Source organism: Streptomyces gottesmaniae, from assembly GCF_031845845.1.
Classification (GTDB): Bacteria; Actinomycetota; Actinomycetes; order Streptomycetales; family Streptomycetaceae; genus Streptomyces; species Streptomyces akebiae.
This window is the reverse complement of sequence record NZ_JAVRFJ010000024.1, coordinates 19,913-35,752: the sequence shown is the minus strand read 5'-3', so window position 1 is coordinate 35,752 and position 15,840 is coordinate 19,913. Positions and strand designations below refer to the sequence as shown.

Genomic DNA, 15,840 nt, shown 5'->3' with positions numbered 1-15,840 from the left:
CCCATGAGCGACGACGCCCCCACCACCGAGTCCGGCCGGATCCCGAACAAGGGCAAGCTGGCCAAGGACCTCAACGAGGTCATCCGTTACACGCTGTGGTCCGTCTTCAGGCTGAAGGACGTGCTGCCGGAGGACCGCGCCGGTTACGCCGACGAGGTCCAGGAGCTGTTCGACCAGCTCGCCGCCAAGGACGTGACCATCCGCGGTACGTACGACGTGTCGGGCCTGCGCGCCGACGCCGACGTCATGATCTGGTGGCACGCCGAGACCAGCGACCAGCTCCAGGAGGCGTACAACCTCTTCCGCCGCACCCGGCTCGGTCGCGCGCTCACCCCGGTGTGGTCGAACATGGCGCTGCACCGCCCCGCCGAGTTCAACCGGTCGCACATCCCGGCGTTCCTCGCCGACGAGACGCCCCGCGACTACGTCAGCGTCTACCCCTTCGTGCGCTCCTACGACTGGTACCTGCTGCCCGACGAGGACCGCCGCCGCATGCTCGCCGACCACGGCAAGATGGCCCGCGGCTACCCCGACGTCCGGGCCAACACGGTCGCCTCCTTCTCGCTGGGCGACTACGAGTGGATCCTCGCCTTCGAGGCCGACGAGCTGTACCGCATCGTCGACCTCATGCGGCACCTGCGTGCCTCGGAGGCCCGGATGCACGTCCGCGAGGAGGTCCCGTTCTACACGGGCCGCCGCAAGTCGGTGGCGGAGCTGGTGGCGGGCCTCGCCTAGGCCCGTGAAGGGCGCGGGGAACTGCGCGATCAGCCACTGACGGCCCGCGGTTCCCCGACGGCCTTGCCGCCCGGCGTGGCGCCGGGCTCCGGCCGCCCCGCGCACGCGGCCCTCCGCACGGGCGCCCGCCCCCGCAACAGGTAAGCCTCCAGGTACGCGTTGACGCAGTCGTTGGACCCGCCCGCGACCCCGTGGTTCCCCGCGTCCCGCTCGGTGACCAGTACCGAACCCCACAGCCGCCGGTGCAGCTCGATCGCCCCGTCGTAGGGCGCGGCCGCGTCCCGCTCGGCCGCCAGGATCAGCGTCGGCGGCAGCTCGCCGGGGCCGGTCCGCACGTCGAGCGGTCGTTGCCGCGGACCGCTCCAGTAGGCGCACGGCAGGTTCGTCCACACGTTGTCCCACGTCTCGAAGGGCGCGGTCCGCGCGAGCCGGGTGTTGTCGCGGTCCCAGACGCTCCACCGCGTCGGCCAGGGCGCGTCGTTGCACTCGACGGCCGTGTAGACGGCCTTCGTGTTCTCCTGCTCGACGGCGGCCTCCGGGTACGGACCGGCGATCTGGACGAGCGGCTTCGGGTCGCCCTTCAGATACGCCGAGAGCGCCAGGGCACGCTGCGGCCAGTGGTCGTCGTAGTACGCGGCCTGGAGGAACGCGCCCTGCAGCTGGCCCGGGCCGACCTTGCCGGCGGCGGGCCGGGCGGCCAGCCGCGCCGCCGCCCGCTCGTAGCTCCGCAGCACCTTCTGCGGGGTGTCACCCAGCCCGTACACCCGGTGGTGCCTGGCGACCCAGGCCCGGAAGTCCGCCCAGCGCCCCTCGAACGCGGCCGACTGGTCGAGGTTGTTGCGGTACCAGATCTGTTCGGGGGCCGGGTTCACGGCCGAGTCGAAGACCATCCGGCGTACGTGCGAGGGGAACAGGGCCGCGTACAGCGCCCCGATGTACGTCCCGTACGACGCCCCCATGAACGTCAGTCGTGGCTCGCCGAGCGCGGCGCGCAGGACGTCCAGGTCACGAGCGTTGTTGAGGGAGTGGTAGTGCCGCAGCGCGCTCCCGCCCCGCCGCGCGCAGCTTCGCGCGTACGCCTGGGCTCGTGCGACGCGTTCCTTCTTGTACGTCTCCGAGGGGTGCGTCGGCGCCGGCGCGGGTCCCCGGTGCAGTCGCTTCGGGTCCTGGCAGGACAGCGGTGCCGAGCGGCCGACCCCGCGCGGGGCGTAGCCGACGAGGTCGTAGGCGGCGCCGACGCGCTTCCAGCCCGGGAGATAGCCGGCGAGCGGGAAGTACATCCCGGAGGCGCCGGGCCCGCCCGGGTTGAAGACGAGTGCCCCCTGCCGGGCGACCTTCCTCCCCTTCGCGTCCTTGCCCTTGGCCTCGATCCGGCTGACGGTCAGTGAGATCTGCGGGCCGTCGGGCCGTGCGTAGTCGAGCGGCACCTCGACCGTCCCGCACCGCACCCCGTCCGGCAGCCCCTCCGCCACCGGGCACCTACCGAACCGGATTCCCTCGTCCGCGGCCCGCTCGGCCGCGAGGGCGACCGACTCCGCCGCGAGGGCGACCGACTCCGCCGCCGTCCGGCTCGTGTCCCCCGCGGCCGGCGCGGCACCGAGGCAACTCAGCACCAGCGCCCCGACAGTCCCGTGGAGAACGGCAGCCCGCATGGCGAATCCCTCCGAAGCACGACAGCGACAAAGGGATGTTTGGCCTTAAATAGGGCGAATGTAAAGGACTGTCAGGGAGTGTCGTCGTCGCTATCGCTGTCCGAAGGCCGCCCGTAGCTCCGGGGACCCCACCGCCCCCACGCCCCAGACGGCCACGGAGACGAGATCCGCCAGGTCGCCTCCGCCCCGGCCCGCGACGGTCCGCAGCACCCGCACCCCCTCCGGTGTCGCCCAACGCGTACCGGGACGCCTCTCGACCCGTGCGATGACCAGACAGCTGAGCGTCAGCACCAGCGGCAACGCGAACCACAGCGCGACCAGCACGTGATGCTCCGCGTACCCCTGCGAGGGCAGCATCAACGCCAGCGCACCCAGTCCGCACACGCCCAGCGCGGCGCCCCGTACCTGGGTGACCGCGTCGGCCACGCCCGTGCGCGCGGCGTCGGGCACGGCCAGCCCCGCCGCGACGAGCCGGTCGGAGAGGCGGCGTACGGAGTCCGCGGCCGCGGCGGTCCGGCGTACGGGCGCTATCCGGGACTGTCCGCCGGGGCCTATCGCGCCGATCACGGAGCGTTCCATGTCGTCCCGGCCGTCCGGGTCCACCACCGTCACCCAACCGGTGTGCGCGAGCAGGAGTCCGCGCCGGCCGGCCATGGAGACCAGGGTGAGGTCGGCGACGCGTGCCGGGCCGCCGGACAGGAACGCCGCCTCGTACAGCGTGAGCCGGTGGCAGTGGTGGGCGTGGTCGGCGTGGACGTCGGAGTCGGCCGCCGCCGCACGCATCGAGGTCAGACAGAGTCGGGCACAGGACACGCCGGCGGCGGCCCAGGCCAGCAGGAGGAAGAGGACCCAGAGCATGGCGTGTTTCTATGCGCCCGCCCCGGGCCGCATCGCGCGATGTCCGTTATCGGCGGGGAAGGTGGCCGCTCTCTTCCGTTTGTTCGCCGACGCGGCCCGCATTTGGCAGGACCGGGCAGCGGCGGGCGGCCGGTCCTTCGGGCCCGGCCGGTGCCCTGTCCTCAGCCTTAATCCATCGTCAGCCGTGATCCGTCCTCAGCCGTCGTCCACCGGGCCGTTGGCGGCCGGAGGCAGGGAGTACGTCGGTGACGGGTCCGGCCGTGACGGCGTGGGCGAGGGGGTCACCGGGACGGGGGAGCCGGGGTCGTCCAACGGGGTCGGCGGGGTGGGGGAGTTGGTGAGCGGCGGGGCGCTCGCGGAGGCGGCGTCGCGGGCGATCGCGTCGTAGTCGACGAACCCGGTGGCCTCCAGCACCTTGATGTGGTCGAGGACGGTGGTGTTGGCGTCGTCGGCGAGGTCACGCACCAGCGAGTTGCGAGTGGTGGCCCGGACCTGGGCGACGACGGAGAAGACCTTGCCGTGTGCCAGCCGCAGGATGTTGGCGAACTCGCGGTCGTAGGTCTCGCCCTGCGCCGCGGTCAGGGTGTCCAGCCATGCCTTCTGCTGGTCGCTCGGCTGGTTGGGCAGGGGCAGGGCGAGGCGCGCGGCGACATTGCGGACCCGCGCGTCGAGGAAGGTGTGCCCCTCGACGAGATGCTCCCCCGCGGTGCGTACGGCCAGGGTGGAGCCCTTCGTCTGGGCCTGCTGCCCGGCCGGCAGCTCCCACAGCCCCGCCAGTCTGACCTTGGTGACGAAGTCGCGGTCCAGGGCGGACAGCGGGCCGTACTGCGTCGTCACGGTGGACGCGTTGAGCACGCTCACGCCGGTGCCCGAGCGGTCCGCGTACGACCAGATGGGGAAGAGCAAGGCGACGAGCGTCGCCGTCAGTCCGGCGACGATGAGTCCTGTGCCACTGAACAGTCCTCCTCTGCCGTTGGTGGTTCGCATGGTGCCTCCTGCTCGCGGCACCGCACGCTAGTGCGCAACGGGTGCTGATCGGCCTACACACCCGTATGTTACTGCCCGGTCTACGCCAACTGCCGTATGCGGAGGAACGGTTGAGGAGGGGACAAAGCGCGCAGGATGGGGTAGGTGAAGGGGCGGACGAATCACGCCAAAACATGGCGCACGGGCCGGTGGACCCGTGCGGGGGGCACGGGTCTGTTAATCGCAGCACATCTGGGGGTGAACGCCCCGGCTCACCGGCGTAGCAGTACCCTGCGGGTCGCGCGGGCCAGCCGGGCCGTCGGCCGCTGGGAGAGCGGCGCGGGGCCCGAGCGCTCCAGCCACCAGCGGCGCACTTCCCGCAGGACGTCCGCGTCCTCCGGGCGGCCCGTGAGCAGCACGTGCTCGGCGAAGGACAGGGCGTCCCGCCGGTAACCGTCGGTCATCGGGTGGCCCTGCGCGTACGCGACAAAGGTCGGCCGGTACGACGATCCGAGGATCTCCGGGAGCTCCGGCGCCACCTTGGCCACCACGTCCGCCCGCTTGGCCGCGAGGGCCCGCGCCTGGACGCCCAGCCGCACCCGGTCGAACCCCTCGGGCACCGGGGTCCCCGCGACCAGCGCGGACAGCAGCGCCGCCTGCGCGAGCCCGAGCCGCTGCCGGGCGACGGGCTCGGCCTCCGCACCTGTGGCCGATCCGGCCGCGGGCGCCTTCCGCTCGGGGCCTCGCACACTCCTGTCGGGGCCTCGCACCCCCTTGCCGGGCTCGGGCGCCCCGGCCTTCTCCAGCACCCCTCGGATCGCCCCCAGCTCCCGCTCCAGCTCGCCCGGCTCGGGGAAGTTGTCGTCGCGCTCCAGGAGCACGCCCGGCGGGGCGACACGGGAGGCGAGGTCGGCGAGGACGTCGAGGACCTGCTGCGGGACGGGGTGGGCGTGGCTGTCGTGCCAGACCCCGTCGCGCTCGAAGCCGCCCGCGACATGGACGTACGCGATGGCCTCGACCGGCAGCTCGTCGAGCGCCTTCGCGGGGTCCTCGCCCCGGTTGACGTGGTTGGTGTGCAGGTTCGCCACGTCGATGAGAAGCCGGACGCCGGTGCGGTCGACGAGGTCGTAGAGGAACTGTCCCTCGGTCATCTCCTCGCCCGGCCAGTTGATGAGCGCCGCGATGTTCTCCAGCGCGAGCGGCACCGGCAGCGCGTCCTGGGCGATCCGGACGTTCTCGCACAGCACGTCCAGGGCGTCCCGGGTGCGCGGCACCGGCAGCAGGTGACCGGCCTCCAGCAGCGGCGACGCGGTGAGGGCGCCGCCCGCCCGGACGAAGGCGATGTGCTCGGTGACGAGGGGGGCGCCCAGTGCCTCCGCGCGCTCGGCGAGGGAGCGCAGGCGCTGCTCGTCGGGGCGGTCGGCGCCGCCGAGACCGAGGGAGACACCGTGCGGCACGACCGTGACGCCCCGCTCGCGCAGACGCAGCAACGACTCGGCGATGTGGCCGGGACAGACGTTCTCGGCGACGACCTCGACCCAGTCGACACCGCCGTCCGCACCGGCCATGCGCTCCACGGCGTCGGCGATCTCCGGCCGCCAGCCGATCCCCGTCCCCAACTGTGCGATCTGCTCCATCGTCCCCGTCCCCTCCTCGGTCACGTCGGCCACGGCTTCACCAGGACCCTGTGTGTGTCTCCTTACGGCGGACCTGTGTTCCGGCGTGACGGAGTCATGGCCCCGACAGCCGGGGCCGAACCCCGTGGAGGGGACCTTCAGAGCAACATTTGAGCTTTCTACTGGACCTGCGGCAGACCCTGGTCCTTGTTGATCTCCTCCGGGTCCGGACGACCGGTGGGGACCGCGTCGGACTCGAAGGGCGACGGCTTGGACTGCACGTCCGGGTTGGTGGACGGCACGGCCGGGGGCGCGGCCGGCGGCACCTGGCCGGGGACGGGCGGCGGCGGGCCGGTCGGGCTCGCGGTGCCGCTCACCGAGTTGTCGGCGATCGTCGCGAAGTCGACCTCGCCGGTCTTCTCCAGGATCGTGATGTGGTCCAGCACGGTCTGGTTGGCGTCGGAGGCCAGCTGGCGGATCAGCGTGTTGCGGGTGGAGTTCCGCACGGTGGCGATCGCCGGGAAGATCTTGCCGTGGGCGGCCCGCAGCAGGTTCGCCCACGTCTTGTTGTACTCGGCCTCGGTCTTGGAGGCGGTCATCTGGTCCAGCCAGCCCTGCTGTTCCGCCGTCGGCTGGTTCGGCAGCTCGACGCCCAGCTTCGCGGCGATGACCCGTGAGCGCTTGTCGAGGTCGGTGTGGCCCACGATCAGGTGGTCGGCGGCCTCCCTGACCGACTGGCTGCCGCTGCGCTCCAGTGCCTGCTGCCCGGCGGGCAGCTCCCACAGGCCCGCCAGCCGCACCCGGATCAGCAGGTCACGGTCGGCGGGGGTGAGCGGCCCCCACTGCGTGGTCACCGTGTCACCGGTGAGCGCGGCCGCGGCTGTCGCGTTGCGGTTGGGGTACGAGTAGAAGATGGGGTAGGCGACCGCGGTGAGCGTGCCGGCGATCGCCAGGGCGACGAGGACAGAGCCCTTGGAGCGTCGCAAATGAGCCTCCCGGAGGAAACCAACTGATCGTTGGGGACTGACTGTTGCTTGGGGCGCGGAGGGTGACCGCTGGGGTACCGCTGTGACTGTCCGGTCGCGGCCCGCCGCTCGGGGGCGGGCCGGGGCCGCGTCAGATCGTGCCGTTGGCGATCGCGTCGAAGTCGACCTGGTTGGTCTTCTCCAGCATCGTGATGTGGTCGAGCACGGTCTGGTTGGTGTCCGAGGCCAGCTGGCGCACCAGGGTGTTCTCGGTCATGTTCCGCACCTGCCCGATGGCCGGGAAGATCTTGCCGTGCGCGGAGCGCAGCAGGTTGGCCCAGACCCGGTCGAACTGGTCGTCGGTCGCGTTGTCCATCTGCGCGAGGAAGCCCACCTGCTGCTCGTTCGGCACGTTCGGCAGCTCGACGCCCAGCTGTGAGGCGACGTTGCGCACCCGCTCGTCGAGGTCCTTGTGACCCACGATCAGGTGGTCCGCGGCCTCCTTGACCTCCGGGCTGCTCGACCGTGCCATCGCCTTCTCGGCGGCCGGCAGCTCCCACAGTCCGGCGAGGCGCACGCGGATGATGAGGTCCCGGTCGGCGGCCGTCAGCGGCCCCCACTGGGTGTTCACCGTGCTGGCGGCCATGTTGGCCTGCGCGGTGCCCGATCGGTCGGCGTAGGACCATACGGGAAACGCCAGCGCGCCGACGGTGACGACGAGAGCCAGGCTGGCGATGAGCGAGCCGTTGAGACGCCGCAAAGTGATCCTCCCGGGTGATGCCAACTGGTCGTTGGGGCAATTGCTTGGCCAGTACCGGGAAGTACGTGCGGTGCGGCGGAGTTGTTCAACGGGCTTTGAGCCGGCTGAGGAAGGGCTGCTCAGGCGGACACGATTCACCACGGCTCGGGCCTCGGGCCGCCGCCCTCAGCCATGCAGGGGCCGGTGGTCCGCGACCACGGTGCGGGAGCCGGGGGCGATTTCTGTGAAGCCGGCGAGGAAGTGCGTGTCTCGCCAGGCGGTGCGGGTCGCGGTGTCCGGGTCCCATGAGGCGAGCTGGGCGTCGTGGTCGGCTTGGGGCGTCGGCTTGCCCGCCGTCGGCTCTTCGGGCGGCCTGGGGTCAGCCGTGCAGGGGTCGGTGGTCCGCGACCACCGTGCAGGAGCCCGGGGCGACCTCCGTGAAGCCGGCGTCGCGTACGACGGGGAGGTCGGTCGTGGTGAGGGTGTGCCAGTGGGCGGGGGCGGCGGTGCGCACGGCGAGCGGGAAGTTCGCGTCCCGCCAGGCGGCGCGGGCCGCGGTGTCCAGGTCCCACCAGGCGAGCTGGGCGCCGTGGCCCGCCTGGGCCATCGCCTTGCCCGCCGACATCTCGACGTCCGGGTTCAGCCACAGGACCGGGGCCGCGGGCTCGGGGTCGGCCGGTGGCTCCGGGTCGTCGAGGTCCGTGCCGGAGACCTGGAGGCGGGCCAGGTCCTTGGGCCAGCCGTCGAGCGGGACCGGCGGGAAGACGCGCACCTCGGCCGACTTGCCCGTCACCGTGATCCCCGGCAGCGCCTCGGCCCGCCGCCACTCCGCGCCGCGCGCCCGCCGGACCACCTTCCGGATCCGGGCGTCCTGCCAGCTTCGCATCGCCTCGGCCCACTCCCCGTCGCCCCGCGACCGCGCGTCGCTCAGCATCACCAACACCGCCCGCGCCGCCGTCTCCAGCGCGTCCGTACGCGCCGGGGGAGAGGCCTTCTCGATGTGCGCGACCAGGGGCAGCACGAACTGCGGCGCCTCGTCGCGGGAGGTCCGCTCGTCCCGGAAAGGGCTGTCCTGAGTGGGGTCACCGGTGGTCACCCGCCCAGTCTGCCAGGCGGAAACGCCCTGCCCCGCCCCCCCGCTCGCTCGCCTGTACGAGGATGGGGGCATGGAACGTGAGTTACTGCTGAGGTTGGAGGGGGTCGGCCGACGGTACGGCTTCCGTGGCGACTGGGTGCTGCGCGGCGTCGACCTGGAGATCGCCGGCGGCGCGCTGATCCGGGTGGAGGGCGCGAACGGCACCGGGAAGTCGACGCTGCTCCGTGTCCTCGCCGGGCTCGACGCGCCCACGGAGGGCCGGGTGACGGGACGCCCGCGTACGGCGTACGTCCCCGAGCGCTTCCCCGCCGCGCTGCCGTTCACCGCCGTCGCGTACCTCACGCACCTCGGCGCCGTGCACGGCCTGGACCGCCCGTCCGCCGCCCGCGCCGCCCACGCGTGGCTGGAGCGCTTCGGCGCCGCCGAGTACGCCCGTACACCGATGGCGGAGCTCTCCAAGGGCAGCAGCCAGAAGGTCGCCGTGGCGCAGGCACTGCTCGCCGAACCGGAGTTGCTCGTGCTCGACGAGGCGTGGACCGGCCTGGACGCCGACGCCCGCGAGGAGTTGGAGCGCGTGGTGGTCGAGCGGACCGCCGCCGGTGCCGCGGCGGTCTTCGTCGACCACGACCCGCGCCGGCTCGCGGGGGCCGCCGACGCGACGTACGCGGTGGTCGACGGCGCGCTCGACCTCCGGTCGGGGGAGGGGGACACCTCGGCAGGGACCTTCGTCGTGGTGGAGGGACGGAGACAGGGGGCGGCAGGGGCTCAAGTGCCGTCCGGCGTAGACGATTTGATCTCGGCGGTAGAGACGTCAGGCTCAGGGACCAGCCTGTTCACGGTCCCGGCCGCCCGCTCCGACGCGCTGCTCAGGGCGTTGCTGGGAGCGCGTCCGCCCTGGCACGTGGTGCGTGTGACCCCGGTGTCCGAACCAGCGGCCCAGGGAACGTCGGAACCGGAACCGGAACTGAAAGTGGAAAGCTCCTGATGACCGCCCTCCTCCGCTACCAGGCAGCCCTTCTCGTCCGCTCCCAGCGCTGGCTGCCGCCCGTCATCCTGTACGCGGCGTTCCTCGGCATCGGCGTGCAGAGCGGACAGCCGGTGCTCGACTCGCTCGGCTACACCGCCGCCGCGCTGCTGCCCGTGTCCGCGTGGCTGATGCGGATCTGCGTCACCAACGAGCCGCCCGTCGCGCGCAGTTGTACGGGGGCGGCGGCCGGTCCGGGCCGTGCGCACCTGGCCTGTGTCCTGGTCGCGTTCTCGGCGGCCGCGCTCCTCGGGACGGCGGCCACGGTCCTCGTCACGCTCATCAGCGCCCCCACGAGCACGGACCACCAGACGCGCGTCGAGGCACTCCCGGCGGGCGGCGCGGGCCTCCTGGCCGCCCTCGTCTGCGCCCTCCTCGGCACGGCCGTCGGCGCGCTCACGAACTGGCCGCTGCTGCGTTCGCCGGGCCGGGCCGTCCCCGCGCTCCTGCTCGGCGCCCTGCTGGCCCTGGTGGTGGCCGGCTCCCCGGCCAGGGCGGCGGTCACGGCCCTGGTCGACGGCTCGCGGCACGCGACCGTCCCGGTCCCCGTCCTGCCCCTGCTCGCGGCCGGACTCCTCACGGCGGCCGCGACCGCCGTGGCCTGCGCCCTGACCAGGCGCCGCTCAGCCTGAACAGGCCGTCCGTTCGGCCTCCCTCCACTCGCACACCGGGCACAGGGTGATCCCCCTGTGGGACTCCGGGTACTCGGTGGGCTGCCGGCACAGGACGCACTCGGCGAAGGGAGGACCGCCGGCGGTCTCCGGGGACAGGGCCCGCGCCGGATCCGGTGTCGCGGTCGCCGCCCCCTCGCCGCCGCCGCAGTAGTCGTCGTCGCTCATACATCCAGCGTAGAGCGGCCTCGCGCCGACCTGCTCAGGGCGCCGCGACCGCCCTCGCCGCCGTCGTTCCGACCAGCTCCGACACCTTCACGAACCGGAAGCCGCGCTCCCGGAGCGCCGGCACGATCTTCCGCACGGCCCGCTCCGTGACCGGCGCCGCGCTCCGTGTGCAGTGCATGACCACGATCGACCCGGGCCGCACCCCGTCCAGCACCTCCCGCACCACGTCGTCCGCGTCCGTCGCGAACGCGTCGCCGCTCGTCACGTCCCACTGCACCGCCGTCACCCCGGACGCGCTCAGCCTGCGCAGCGCGCGGCTGTCGTAGCAGCCGCCGGGGAACCGGAAGTACGGCATCGGATCGCTGACGCCCGCCTCCCGGAACACGCGGTACGCCCGCTCCAGATCCGCCCGCATGCGCGCGGGCGCCATGGTCGGCAGGCCGTGGCAGTCCTCCGTGAAGGCGTGGTGGCTGTACGAGTGGTTCGCGACCTCGAACAGGGGGTCCCGTCCGATGGACCGCGCCTGGATCGGGTACTCCTCGACCCACCGCCCCGTCATGAACAGCGTGGCCGGAACCTTCAGCTGACGCAGCGCGGCGATCAGCTCCGGGTTGTCGAACCGTTCGCCCGCGGCGGCCCGCTCACCCTGGTCCGCGGTCATGTCCGCGTCGAAGGTGAGCGCGACGGTCTTGTCGGTGCGGCTGCGCAGACCGTGCTCGAACACCGGCGTCAGCCCGGCGGGACCCGGCGCGAGCGTGGGCGGCCGGGACACCGACGCCGCCGACGGGCTGGCGGTGGCGTTGACGATGCGCGTCGAGGCGTGCGGGGTGCCACAGGCGGTCAGAGCTGCACCGAGCGCGCCGAGTGCGCAGAGCGCGCAGAGCGCGGTGATGGTTCGTACGGGACTGATCACCGCACGAAAGTACGGCGATGCGGTCAGCGGACAGTCGGTTCAGCTGCCGAACGCCAGGGAGTCAGCCCCGAAGTCACCCGCCTGGGCGATGAAGGGGGCCCAGGCGGCGGGGGAGAGGGTCAGCGCGGGGCCGGTGGGGCGCTTGGAGTCCCGGACGTGGACGGCGGAGGGGAGGGGGGCGACTTCTACGCAGTCGTCGCCTTGGGCGCTGCTGTAGCTGCTCTTGGTCCAGCGCAGTTCAGTGGTGCTCACAGCTCACCTCGCATTCTCTTCAACAGGCCCACGGAGTCCTGCGGGGAGAGGGCCTGCGAACGCAGTCTGGCATAGCGCAGGGAGAGCTTGGCCACCTCCTTCCTGTCGGCGATCAGGCGCCCGCTCTCCTGACCCTCGCAGTACGCGTACCGCTGCGCATCGGGGGTTTCGAGGAGGCGGATGGGGCCGGCCAGGCAGGCGTGGTGCTCTGTGCGCGCAGGCATGATCTGGAGGGTGACGTTGCGCAATGTGCTTGCCGCCAGCAGGTGGTCGAGCAGTTCCACACAGACGGCCGTGCCGCCGAGGCGGCGCATGAGCACGGCCTCCTCGACGACGAAGTCGAACGTGGTCCTGGGCTCGTCGCGGAACAGGGTCTGCCGCTGCATGCGAGCCGTGACGAGAGCCTCCAACTCGTCGTCGGGCAAGGGCGGGACGTCCTCGTCGCACAAGGCCCGCACGTACGACTCCGGCTGCAACAACCCCGGTACGAGGCGGCACTCGTACGTGCACAGGCTCACCGCGTGCCGCTCCAACTGGGCCCACCGACGGAACCACGACGCCAGGCCCGGCTGCCGTGAGACGTGCTTCGCGGCCCTGCGCAGCGCGCCCGTGTCCCCCAGCACCCGGTCCGCCCGCTCCACGAACACCTCGTCCGCCATCCGTCTGCCCAGCTCGATCGAGGCGACGGTGTGCACGCTGAAGCTCACCAGCGGGGCGAACTGCTCCCGTGTGTAGCCGTGATGCTCGCGCAGCGCCTGTACGAACGCCCCGAACGTCTTCAGACTGTCGGACGGGTCCGGCTCCCAGTCGACACCCATGCTCGGCCACCTCCAGATGAGTCGGATCTCCCCACGATCAACTCACCCAGAGTCACGAACGGTTACGCGTACTGTCCATCGAACACGCGTGTACGGCGCGGTGCCGTACACGCTCGCCGCGCGCCACCATTACCGGTCGGTGAGGTCCACCAGCACATCGCAGTGGGGATCGTCCGGGCTGGGCCGGTGCCGTTCCTCCTCCTCCACGAGGGAGGGGAGCGAGGCGATCAGAGCGGTGAGGGCGTCGGCCGGACGGATGTCGGCGCCGATGACACGCGTGCCGTCGGGGTGCCGCACGTACAGCCGGAGCAGGCCGTCGCCCCGCATCAGGAAGCCGATCAGGAAGGGGTCCTCGTCCTCGCCGGGGTCCGACAGGGCGCGCAGCACGACCAGGGCCCGCTCCTCCTCGGACTCGGGGGCGGGAGTGATCCGCTCCGGGTGGAGGCGGATCAGCGTCATCCCCATGACCTCACCGATGTCGTCGCTGCTGTAGAGCTGGGTTCCGGCCAGGGTGGTGCGCAGGATGCCGGGGACGTACGCGGGGGCGACGACGTCGTGGGGGATCTCGTAGAGGAAGGTGACGCCCTCCTCGGGGTCACCGGCGTGGACGGCGATCCGTACGGCCGCCGGGGCGGGCAGGACATCGGCAGCCCTCGAGAGGGGCGTGTTCAGGTGGTACAGCAGTAGACGGCTGACGGCAGCCTGCTGCTCCCCGGTCCTCGCAGTGCGTCACTGGTTCATCCATGCGGGGCACTTGTTGTTGGGCTGGTTGCGACAGTTGGCGTTGATGACGCCGATCTTCTGGCCCTTTTGCCGGCGTCGTACTTCTTGTCCTCGGACGCGTCTGTCCCACGGGTTCGGCTTCACGGCCCGTTTCATGCCGTGAGCATGAAATCGCGATGGGTTCCTGCCTATTGTCCTTTGGGGACCCTCGCCGTGCTGGACTTCGTCGTCCTGCGGGTGGGCGCGGTGACCTCAGCCGATCAGTCTGGCCGCGCCCACGATCACAGGGTTCAGAGGGTCATGTCCGACGCCACGGCCCCGTCACCGCGAAGGTCGTGCCCGGGGTGTAGCAGTTGACGTACATCGTGTCGCCGTCCGGGGAGAAGGTGACGCCCGCGAACTCGCCCCATTCCGGTTCCTCGGCGGTGCCGATGTTCTGGGCGTTGCGGGCCATGGCGTACACCTCGCCGCGGCGGGTGACGCCGTAGACGTGCTGGGCGCCGTTGCCGTCCTCGCAGACCATGAGGCCGCCGGAGGGGGCGAGGCAGATGTTGTCGGGGGATTCGCCGGGGAGTTGGAGGTCGGTGTCGGGGCCGAAGGCGATGACCAGGGTGAGGGTGCGGTGGTCGGGGTCGTAGCGCCAGATCTGGCCGTAGTGGTCGGCGGCCGAGCCCTCCGAGCTGCGGGCGAAGGAGGAGACGAAGTAGACGCAGCGGCCGCCCCAGTAGCAGCCCTCCAGCTTCTGCGCGTGGGTGATGCCCTTGGGGCCGAAGTCCTGGTGGCGGATGGGGGTCTGGGCTGCCAGGGGGTCGGGGACGTCGACCCATTCGATGCCCTCGAAGCAGGCGCCGGGCTCCTGGATGGGGGACAGGTCGGGTACGCCGGGGACGCGCATCGCCTGGAGGCGGCCGCCCGCGCGCAGGGAACCCAGGCCGCCCTTCGGCTTGTCGGGGAGGAAGCGGTAGAAGAGGCCGAAGGGCCGCTCGAAGGCGTCCTCCGTCTCGTAGACGACTCCCCGCTTCGGGTCCACCGCGATCGCCTCGTGCTGGAAGCGGCCCATCGCGGTGAGGGGTACGGCTCCCGAGCGTCGCGGGTCGGCCGCGTCGACCTCGAAGATGAAGCCGTGGTCCTTGGTGTAGCCGTTGGTGCCGGCCTTGTCCTCGTTCTCCTCGCAGGTCAGCCAGGTGCCCCAAGGGGTGGGCCCACCGGCGCAGTTGACCGCGGTGCCGGCGATGGCGACGCGTTCCGCGACGACCTTGCCCCGGGCGTCGAGCGTGAGGGACGTACAGCCGCCCTTGCCCGTCGGGTCGTAGGTGAGGCCCTCGATGGTGGGGACCGGGATACGGCCGTTGTGGCGGTTCTCGTGGTTGCGGACGAGGTGGACGCGACCGTGTCTGCCGGGGAAGGCGGACATGCCGTCGTGGTTGCTGGGGACCGGGCCCTCGCCCGAGCGGAGGGGGTCGCCCTCGCGGGAGAGGACCCGATAGCGGAAACCTTTCGGCAGGTCGAGCAGGCCGTTCGGGTCGGGGATCAGGGGGCCGTAGCCGGAGTGGCCGAGGGGGCTCTGCGCGGTGGCCGTGCCCACGAAGAGTTCGGAGAGGGCTCCGGTGAACGCGATACCTGCGATACCCGCGCCCGAGCGGGCGAGGGCCTGACGGCGGGTCACTGACACGGGAAAACCTTCCTGTTGGCGGACAGGATGTGACCCGCCTGTGTGTATCACGCGGTCAACGCCGCGTGAACCACGCGCGTAGAGGTCGGGGGAGGAGTCGTCGCCCGTGTCACTCGGTCGGAGGGGGTGGGAAGGGAGGGGCGGGAGGAGGTGAGGGGGGCTGCTGGGGGAGTGGGCGCGCGACGTCCTGTGGGGGGCCCGGTGGGGGGCCCGCCTGGGATCGTTCCAGGAAGCGGAGGAGCTCCACCGGGAAGGGCAGGACGAGGGTGGAGTTCTTCTCGGCTGCCACCGCGACCACCGTCTGCAACAGGCGGAGTTGGAGGGCGGAGGGCGTGTCGGCCATCTCCTTCGCGGCCTCGGCGAGCTTCCTCGACGCCTGCAGCTCCGCGTCCGCGTTGATGATGCGGGCGCGGCGCTCGCGGTCGGCCTCGGCCTGGCGGGCCATGGAGCGCTTCATGGTGTCGGGGAGGGACACGTCCTTGATCTCGACCCGGTCGATGGTGACGCCCCACTCCACGGCGGGGCTGTCGATCATCAGCTCCAGGCCCTGGTTGAGCTTCTCGCGGTTGGAGAGGAGGTCGTCGAGATCGCTCTTGCCGATGATGGAGCGCAGGGAGGTCTGGGCCATCTGGGAGACGGCGAAGCGGTAGTCCTCGACCTGGACGACCGCGCTGGCCGCGTCGACGACCTTGAAGTAGACCACCGCGTCGACACGGACGGTGACGTTGTCGCGGGTGATGCCCTCCTGGGCCGGGACGGGCATCGTCACGATCTGCATGTTGACCTTGCGGATGTGGTCGATACCGGGGACGACCATGGTGAAGCCGGGTGTTCTGGGGTTGCCCCGCAGCCGGCCGAGGCGGAAGACCACGCCTCGTTCGTACTGCTTCACGACCCGGGCCGCGGCGGCGACGTAGACGACCGCGGCTGAGCCGATCGCCGCGGCGGTGATGACCAGCGTCTCGACCATGA

The 15,840-nt window shown here is 71.9% G+C and carries 17 protein-coding genes and 1 pseudogene; 3 read left to right on the top strand and 15 right to left on the bottom strand.

Going from position 1 to position 15,840, the window contains the following annotated elements:
• Positions 1–3 precede the first annotated feature (3 nt).
• Positions 4–735: a hydrogen peroxide-dependent heme synthase gene (gene hemQ, locus RM704_RS25715; protein WP_033529407.1), complete on the top strand. Its 732-nt coding sequence runs from the start codon at positions 4–6 to the stop codon at positions 733–735.
• 29 nt (positions 736–764) lie between these two features.
• On the opposite strand, the gene RM704_RS25710 is transcribed toward hemQ, so the two are convergent.
• The 8 genes and pseudogenes from RM704_RS25710 to RM704_RS25680 form a co-directional block, all read right to left on the bottom strand.
• Positions 765–2,387 (bottom strand): alpha/beta hydrolase, encoded by a 1,623-nt coding sequence (locus RM704_RS25710; protein ID WP_033529406.1) that lies wholly within the window; start codon positions 2,385–2,387, stop codon positions 765–767.
• A 90-nt stretch (positions 2,388–2,477) separates the two neighbouring features.
• Positions 2,478–3,245 carry a TIGR04222 domain-containing membrane protein gene (locus tag RM704_RS25705; protein ID WP_033529405.1) on the bottom strand — a complete coding sequence of 256 codons (768 nt, stop codon included), beginning with the start codon at positions 3,243–3,245 and terminating at the stop codon, positions 2,478–2,480.
• 195 nt (positions 3,246–3,440) lie between these two features.
• Positions 3,441–4,232: a DUF4142 domain-containing protein gene (locus tag RM704_RS25700; RefSeq protein ID WP_033529404.1), complete on the bottom strand. Its 792-nt coding sequence runs from the start codon at positions 4,230–4,232 to the stop codon at positions 3,441–3,443.
• 251 nt (positions 4,233–4,483) lie between these two features.
• On the bottom strand, positions 4,484–5,848 hold the full coding sequence (locus RM704_RS25695) for an MbnB/TglH/ChrH family RiPP precursor modification enzyme (RefSeq protein WP_033529470.1): 1,365 nt from the start codon (positions 5,846–5,848) through the stop codon (positions 4,484–4,486).
• A gap of 158 nt (positions 5,849–6,006) precedes the next feature.
• Positions 6,007–6,813 carry a DUF4142 domain-containing protein gene (locus RM704_RS25690; protein ID WP_033529403.1) on the bottom strand — a complete coding sequence of 269 codons (807 nt, stop codon included), beginning with the start codon at positions 6,811–6,813 and terminating at the stop codon, positions 6,007–6,009.
• 130 nt (positions 6,814–6,943) lie between these two features.
• Positions 6,944–7,552 (bottom strand): DUF4142 domain-containing protein, encoded by a 609-nt coding sequence (locus tag RM704_RS25685; protein WP_033529402.1) that lies wholly within the window; start codon positions 7,550–7,552, stop codon positions 6,944–6,946.
• A 165-nt stretch (positions 7,553–7,717) separates the two neighbouring features.
• Positions 7,718–7,912 (bottom strand): annotated as a pseudogene (locus tag RM704_RS45630) (peptidyl-tRNA hydrolase); the annotation flags it as partial.
• Positions 7,911–8,627 carry a peptidyl-tRNA hydrolase gene (locus tag RM704_RS25680; RefSeq protein ID WP_033529401.1) on the bottom strand — a complete coding sequence of 239 codons (717 nt, stop codon included), beginning with the start codon at positions 8,625–8,627 and terminating at the stop codon, positions 7,911–7,913. The pseudogene RM704_RS45630 and the gene RM704_RS25680, both read right to left, overlap by 2 nt.
• 70 nt (positions 8,628–8,697) lie before the next feature.
• Here RM704_RS25680 and RM704_RS25675 point away from each other — a divergent pair, with 70 nt between their 5' ends.
• Positions 8,698–9,612, top strand: coding sequence for an ABC transporter ATP-binding protein (locus tag RM704_RS25675; RefSeq protein WP_033529400.1), 915 nt, complete (start codon positions 8,698–8,700; stop codon positions 9,610–9,612).
• Positions 9,612–10,283, top strand: a complete 672-nt coding sequence (locus RM704_RS25670) for a hypothetical protein (protein WP_033529399.1) — start codon at positions 9,612–9,614, stop codon at positions 10,281–10,283. Before RM704_RS25675 ends, RM704_RS25670 begins: the two co-directional genes overlap by 1 nt.
• Here RM704_RS25670 and RM704_RS25665 read toward each other — a convergent pair.
• The 7 genes from RM704_RS25665 to RM704_RS25635 all read right to left on the bottom strand — a co-directional run bounded on the left by RM704_RS25665 (position 10,275) and on the right by RM704_RS25635 (position 15,838).
• Positions 10,275–10,490, bottom strand: coding sequence for a hypothetical protein (locus RM704_RS25665; protein WP_033529398.1), 216 nt, complete (start codon positions 10,488–10,490; stop codon positions 10,275–10,277). The two genes, RM704_RS25670 and RM704_RS25665, sit on opposite strands and share 9 nt — an antisense overlap.
• A 34-nt stretch (positions 10,491–10,524) precedes the next feature.
• Positions 10,525–11,403 (bottom strand): polysaccharide deacetylase family protein, encoded by an 879-nt coding sequence (locus tag RM704_RS25660; protein ID WP_033529397.1) that lies wholly within the window; start codon positions 11,401–11,403, stop codon positions 10,525–10,527.
• 39 nt (positions 11,404–11,442) lie between these two features.
• Positions 11,443–11,655, bottom strand: coding sequence for a DUF397 domain-containing protein (locus RM704_RS25655; RefSeq protein ID WP_033529396.1), 213 nt, complete (start codon positions 11,653–11,655; stop codon positions 11,443–11,445).
• On the bottom strand, positions 11,652–12,473 hold the full coding sequence (locus RM704_RS25650) for a helix-turn-helix domain-containing protein (protein ID WP_033529395.1): 822 nt from the start codon (positions 12,471–12,473) through the stop codon (positions 11,652–11,654). The genes RM704_RS25655 and RM704_RS25650 overlap by 4 nt, the downstream gene beginning before the upstream one ends.
• Before the next feature lie 129 nt (positions 12,474–12,602).
• Positions 12,603–12,932 (bottom strand): hypothetical protein, encoded by a 330-nt coding sequence (locus RM704_RS25645; protein WP_033529394.1) that lies wholly within the window; start codon positions 12,930–12,932, stop codon positions 12,603–12,605.
• Positions 12,933–13,494: 562 nt separating this feature from the next.
• A complete protein-coding gene (locus tag RM704_RS25640) occupies positions 13,495–14,862 on the bottom strand; it encodes a PhoX family protein (protein ID WP_033529392.1) in 1,368 nt (455 codons plus the stop codon).
• A 115-nt stretch (positions 14,863–14,977) separates the two neighbouring features.
• Positions 14,978–15,838 carry a slipin family protein gene (locus tag RM704_RS25635; protein WP_033529391.1) on the bottom strand — a complete coding sequence of 287 codons (861 nt, stop codon included), beginning with the start codon at positions 15,836–15,838 and terminating at the stop codon, positions 14,978–14,980.
• Between the last annotated feature and the right edge of the window lie 2 nt (positions 15,839–15,840).

Bases quoted from the DNA above. Each gene is read 5' to 3' on its own strand.
- hemQ (WP_033529407.1), top strand. From the start codon at position 4: ATGAGCGACGACGCCCCCACCACCGAGTCCGGCCGGATCCCGAACAAG.
- RM704_RS25710 (WP_033529406.1), bottom strand. From the start codon at position 2,387: ATGCGGGCTGCCGTTCTCCACGGGACTGTCGGGGCGCTGGTGCTGAGT.
- RM704_RS25705 (WP_033529405.1), bottom strand. From the start codon at position 3,245: ATGCTCTGGGTCCTCTTCCTCCTGCTGGCCTGGGCCGCCGCCGGCGTG.
- RM704_RS25700 (WP_033529404.1), bottom strand. From the start codon at position 4,232: ATGCGAACCACCAACGGCAGAGGAGGACTGTTCAGTGGCACAGGACTC.
- RM704_RS25695 (WP_033529470.1), bottom strand. From the start codon at position 5,848: ATGGAGCAGATCGCACAGTTGGGGACGGGGATCGGCTGGCGGCCGGAG.
- RM704_RS25675 (WP_033529400.1), top strand. From the start codon at position 8,698: ATGGAACGTGAGTTACTGCTGAGGTTGGAGGGGGTCGGCCGACGGTAC.
- RM704_RS25670 (WP_033529399.1), top strand. From the start codon at position 9,612: ATGACCGCCCTCCTCCGCTACCAGGCAGCCCTTCTCGTCCGCTCCCAG.
- RM704_RS25665 (WP_033529398.1), bottom strand. From the start codon at position 10,490: ATGAGCGACGACGACTACTGCGGCGGCGGCGAGGGGGCGGCGACCGCG.
- RM704_RS25650 (WP_033529395.1), bottom strand. From the start codon at position 12,473: ATGGGTGTCGACTGGGAGCCGGACCCGTCCGACAGTCTGAAGACGTTC.
- RM704_RS25645 (WP_033529394.1), bottom strand. From the start codon at position 12,932: ATGACGCTGATCCGCCTCCACCCGGAGCGGATCACTCCCGCCCCCGAG.
- RM704_RS25635 (WP_033529391.1), bottom strand. From the start codon at position 15,838: ATGGTCGAGACGCTGGTCATCACCGCCGCGGCGATCGGCTCAGCCGCG.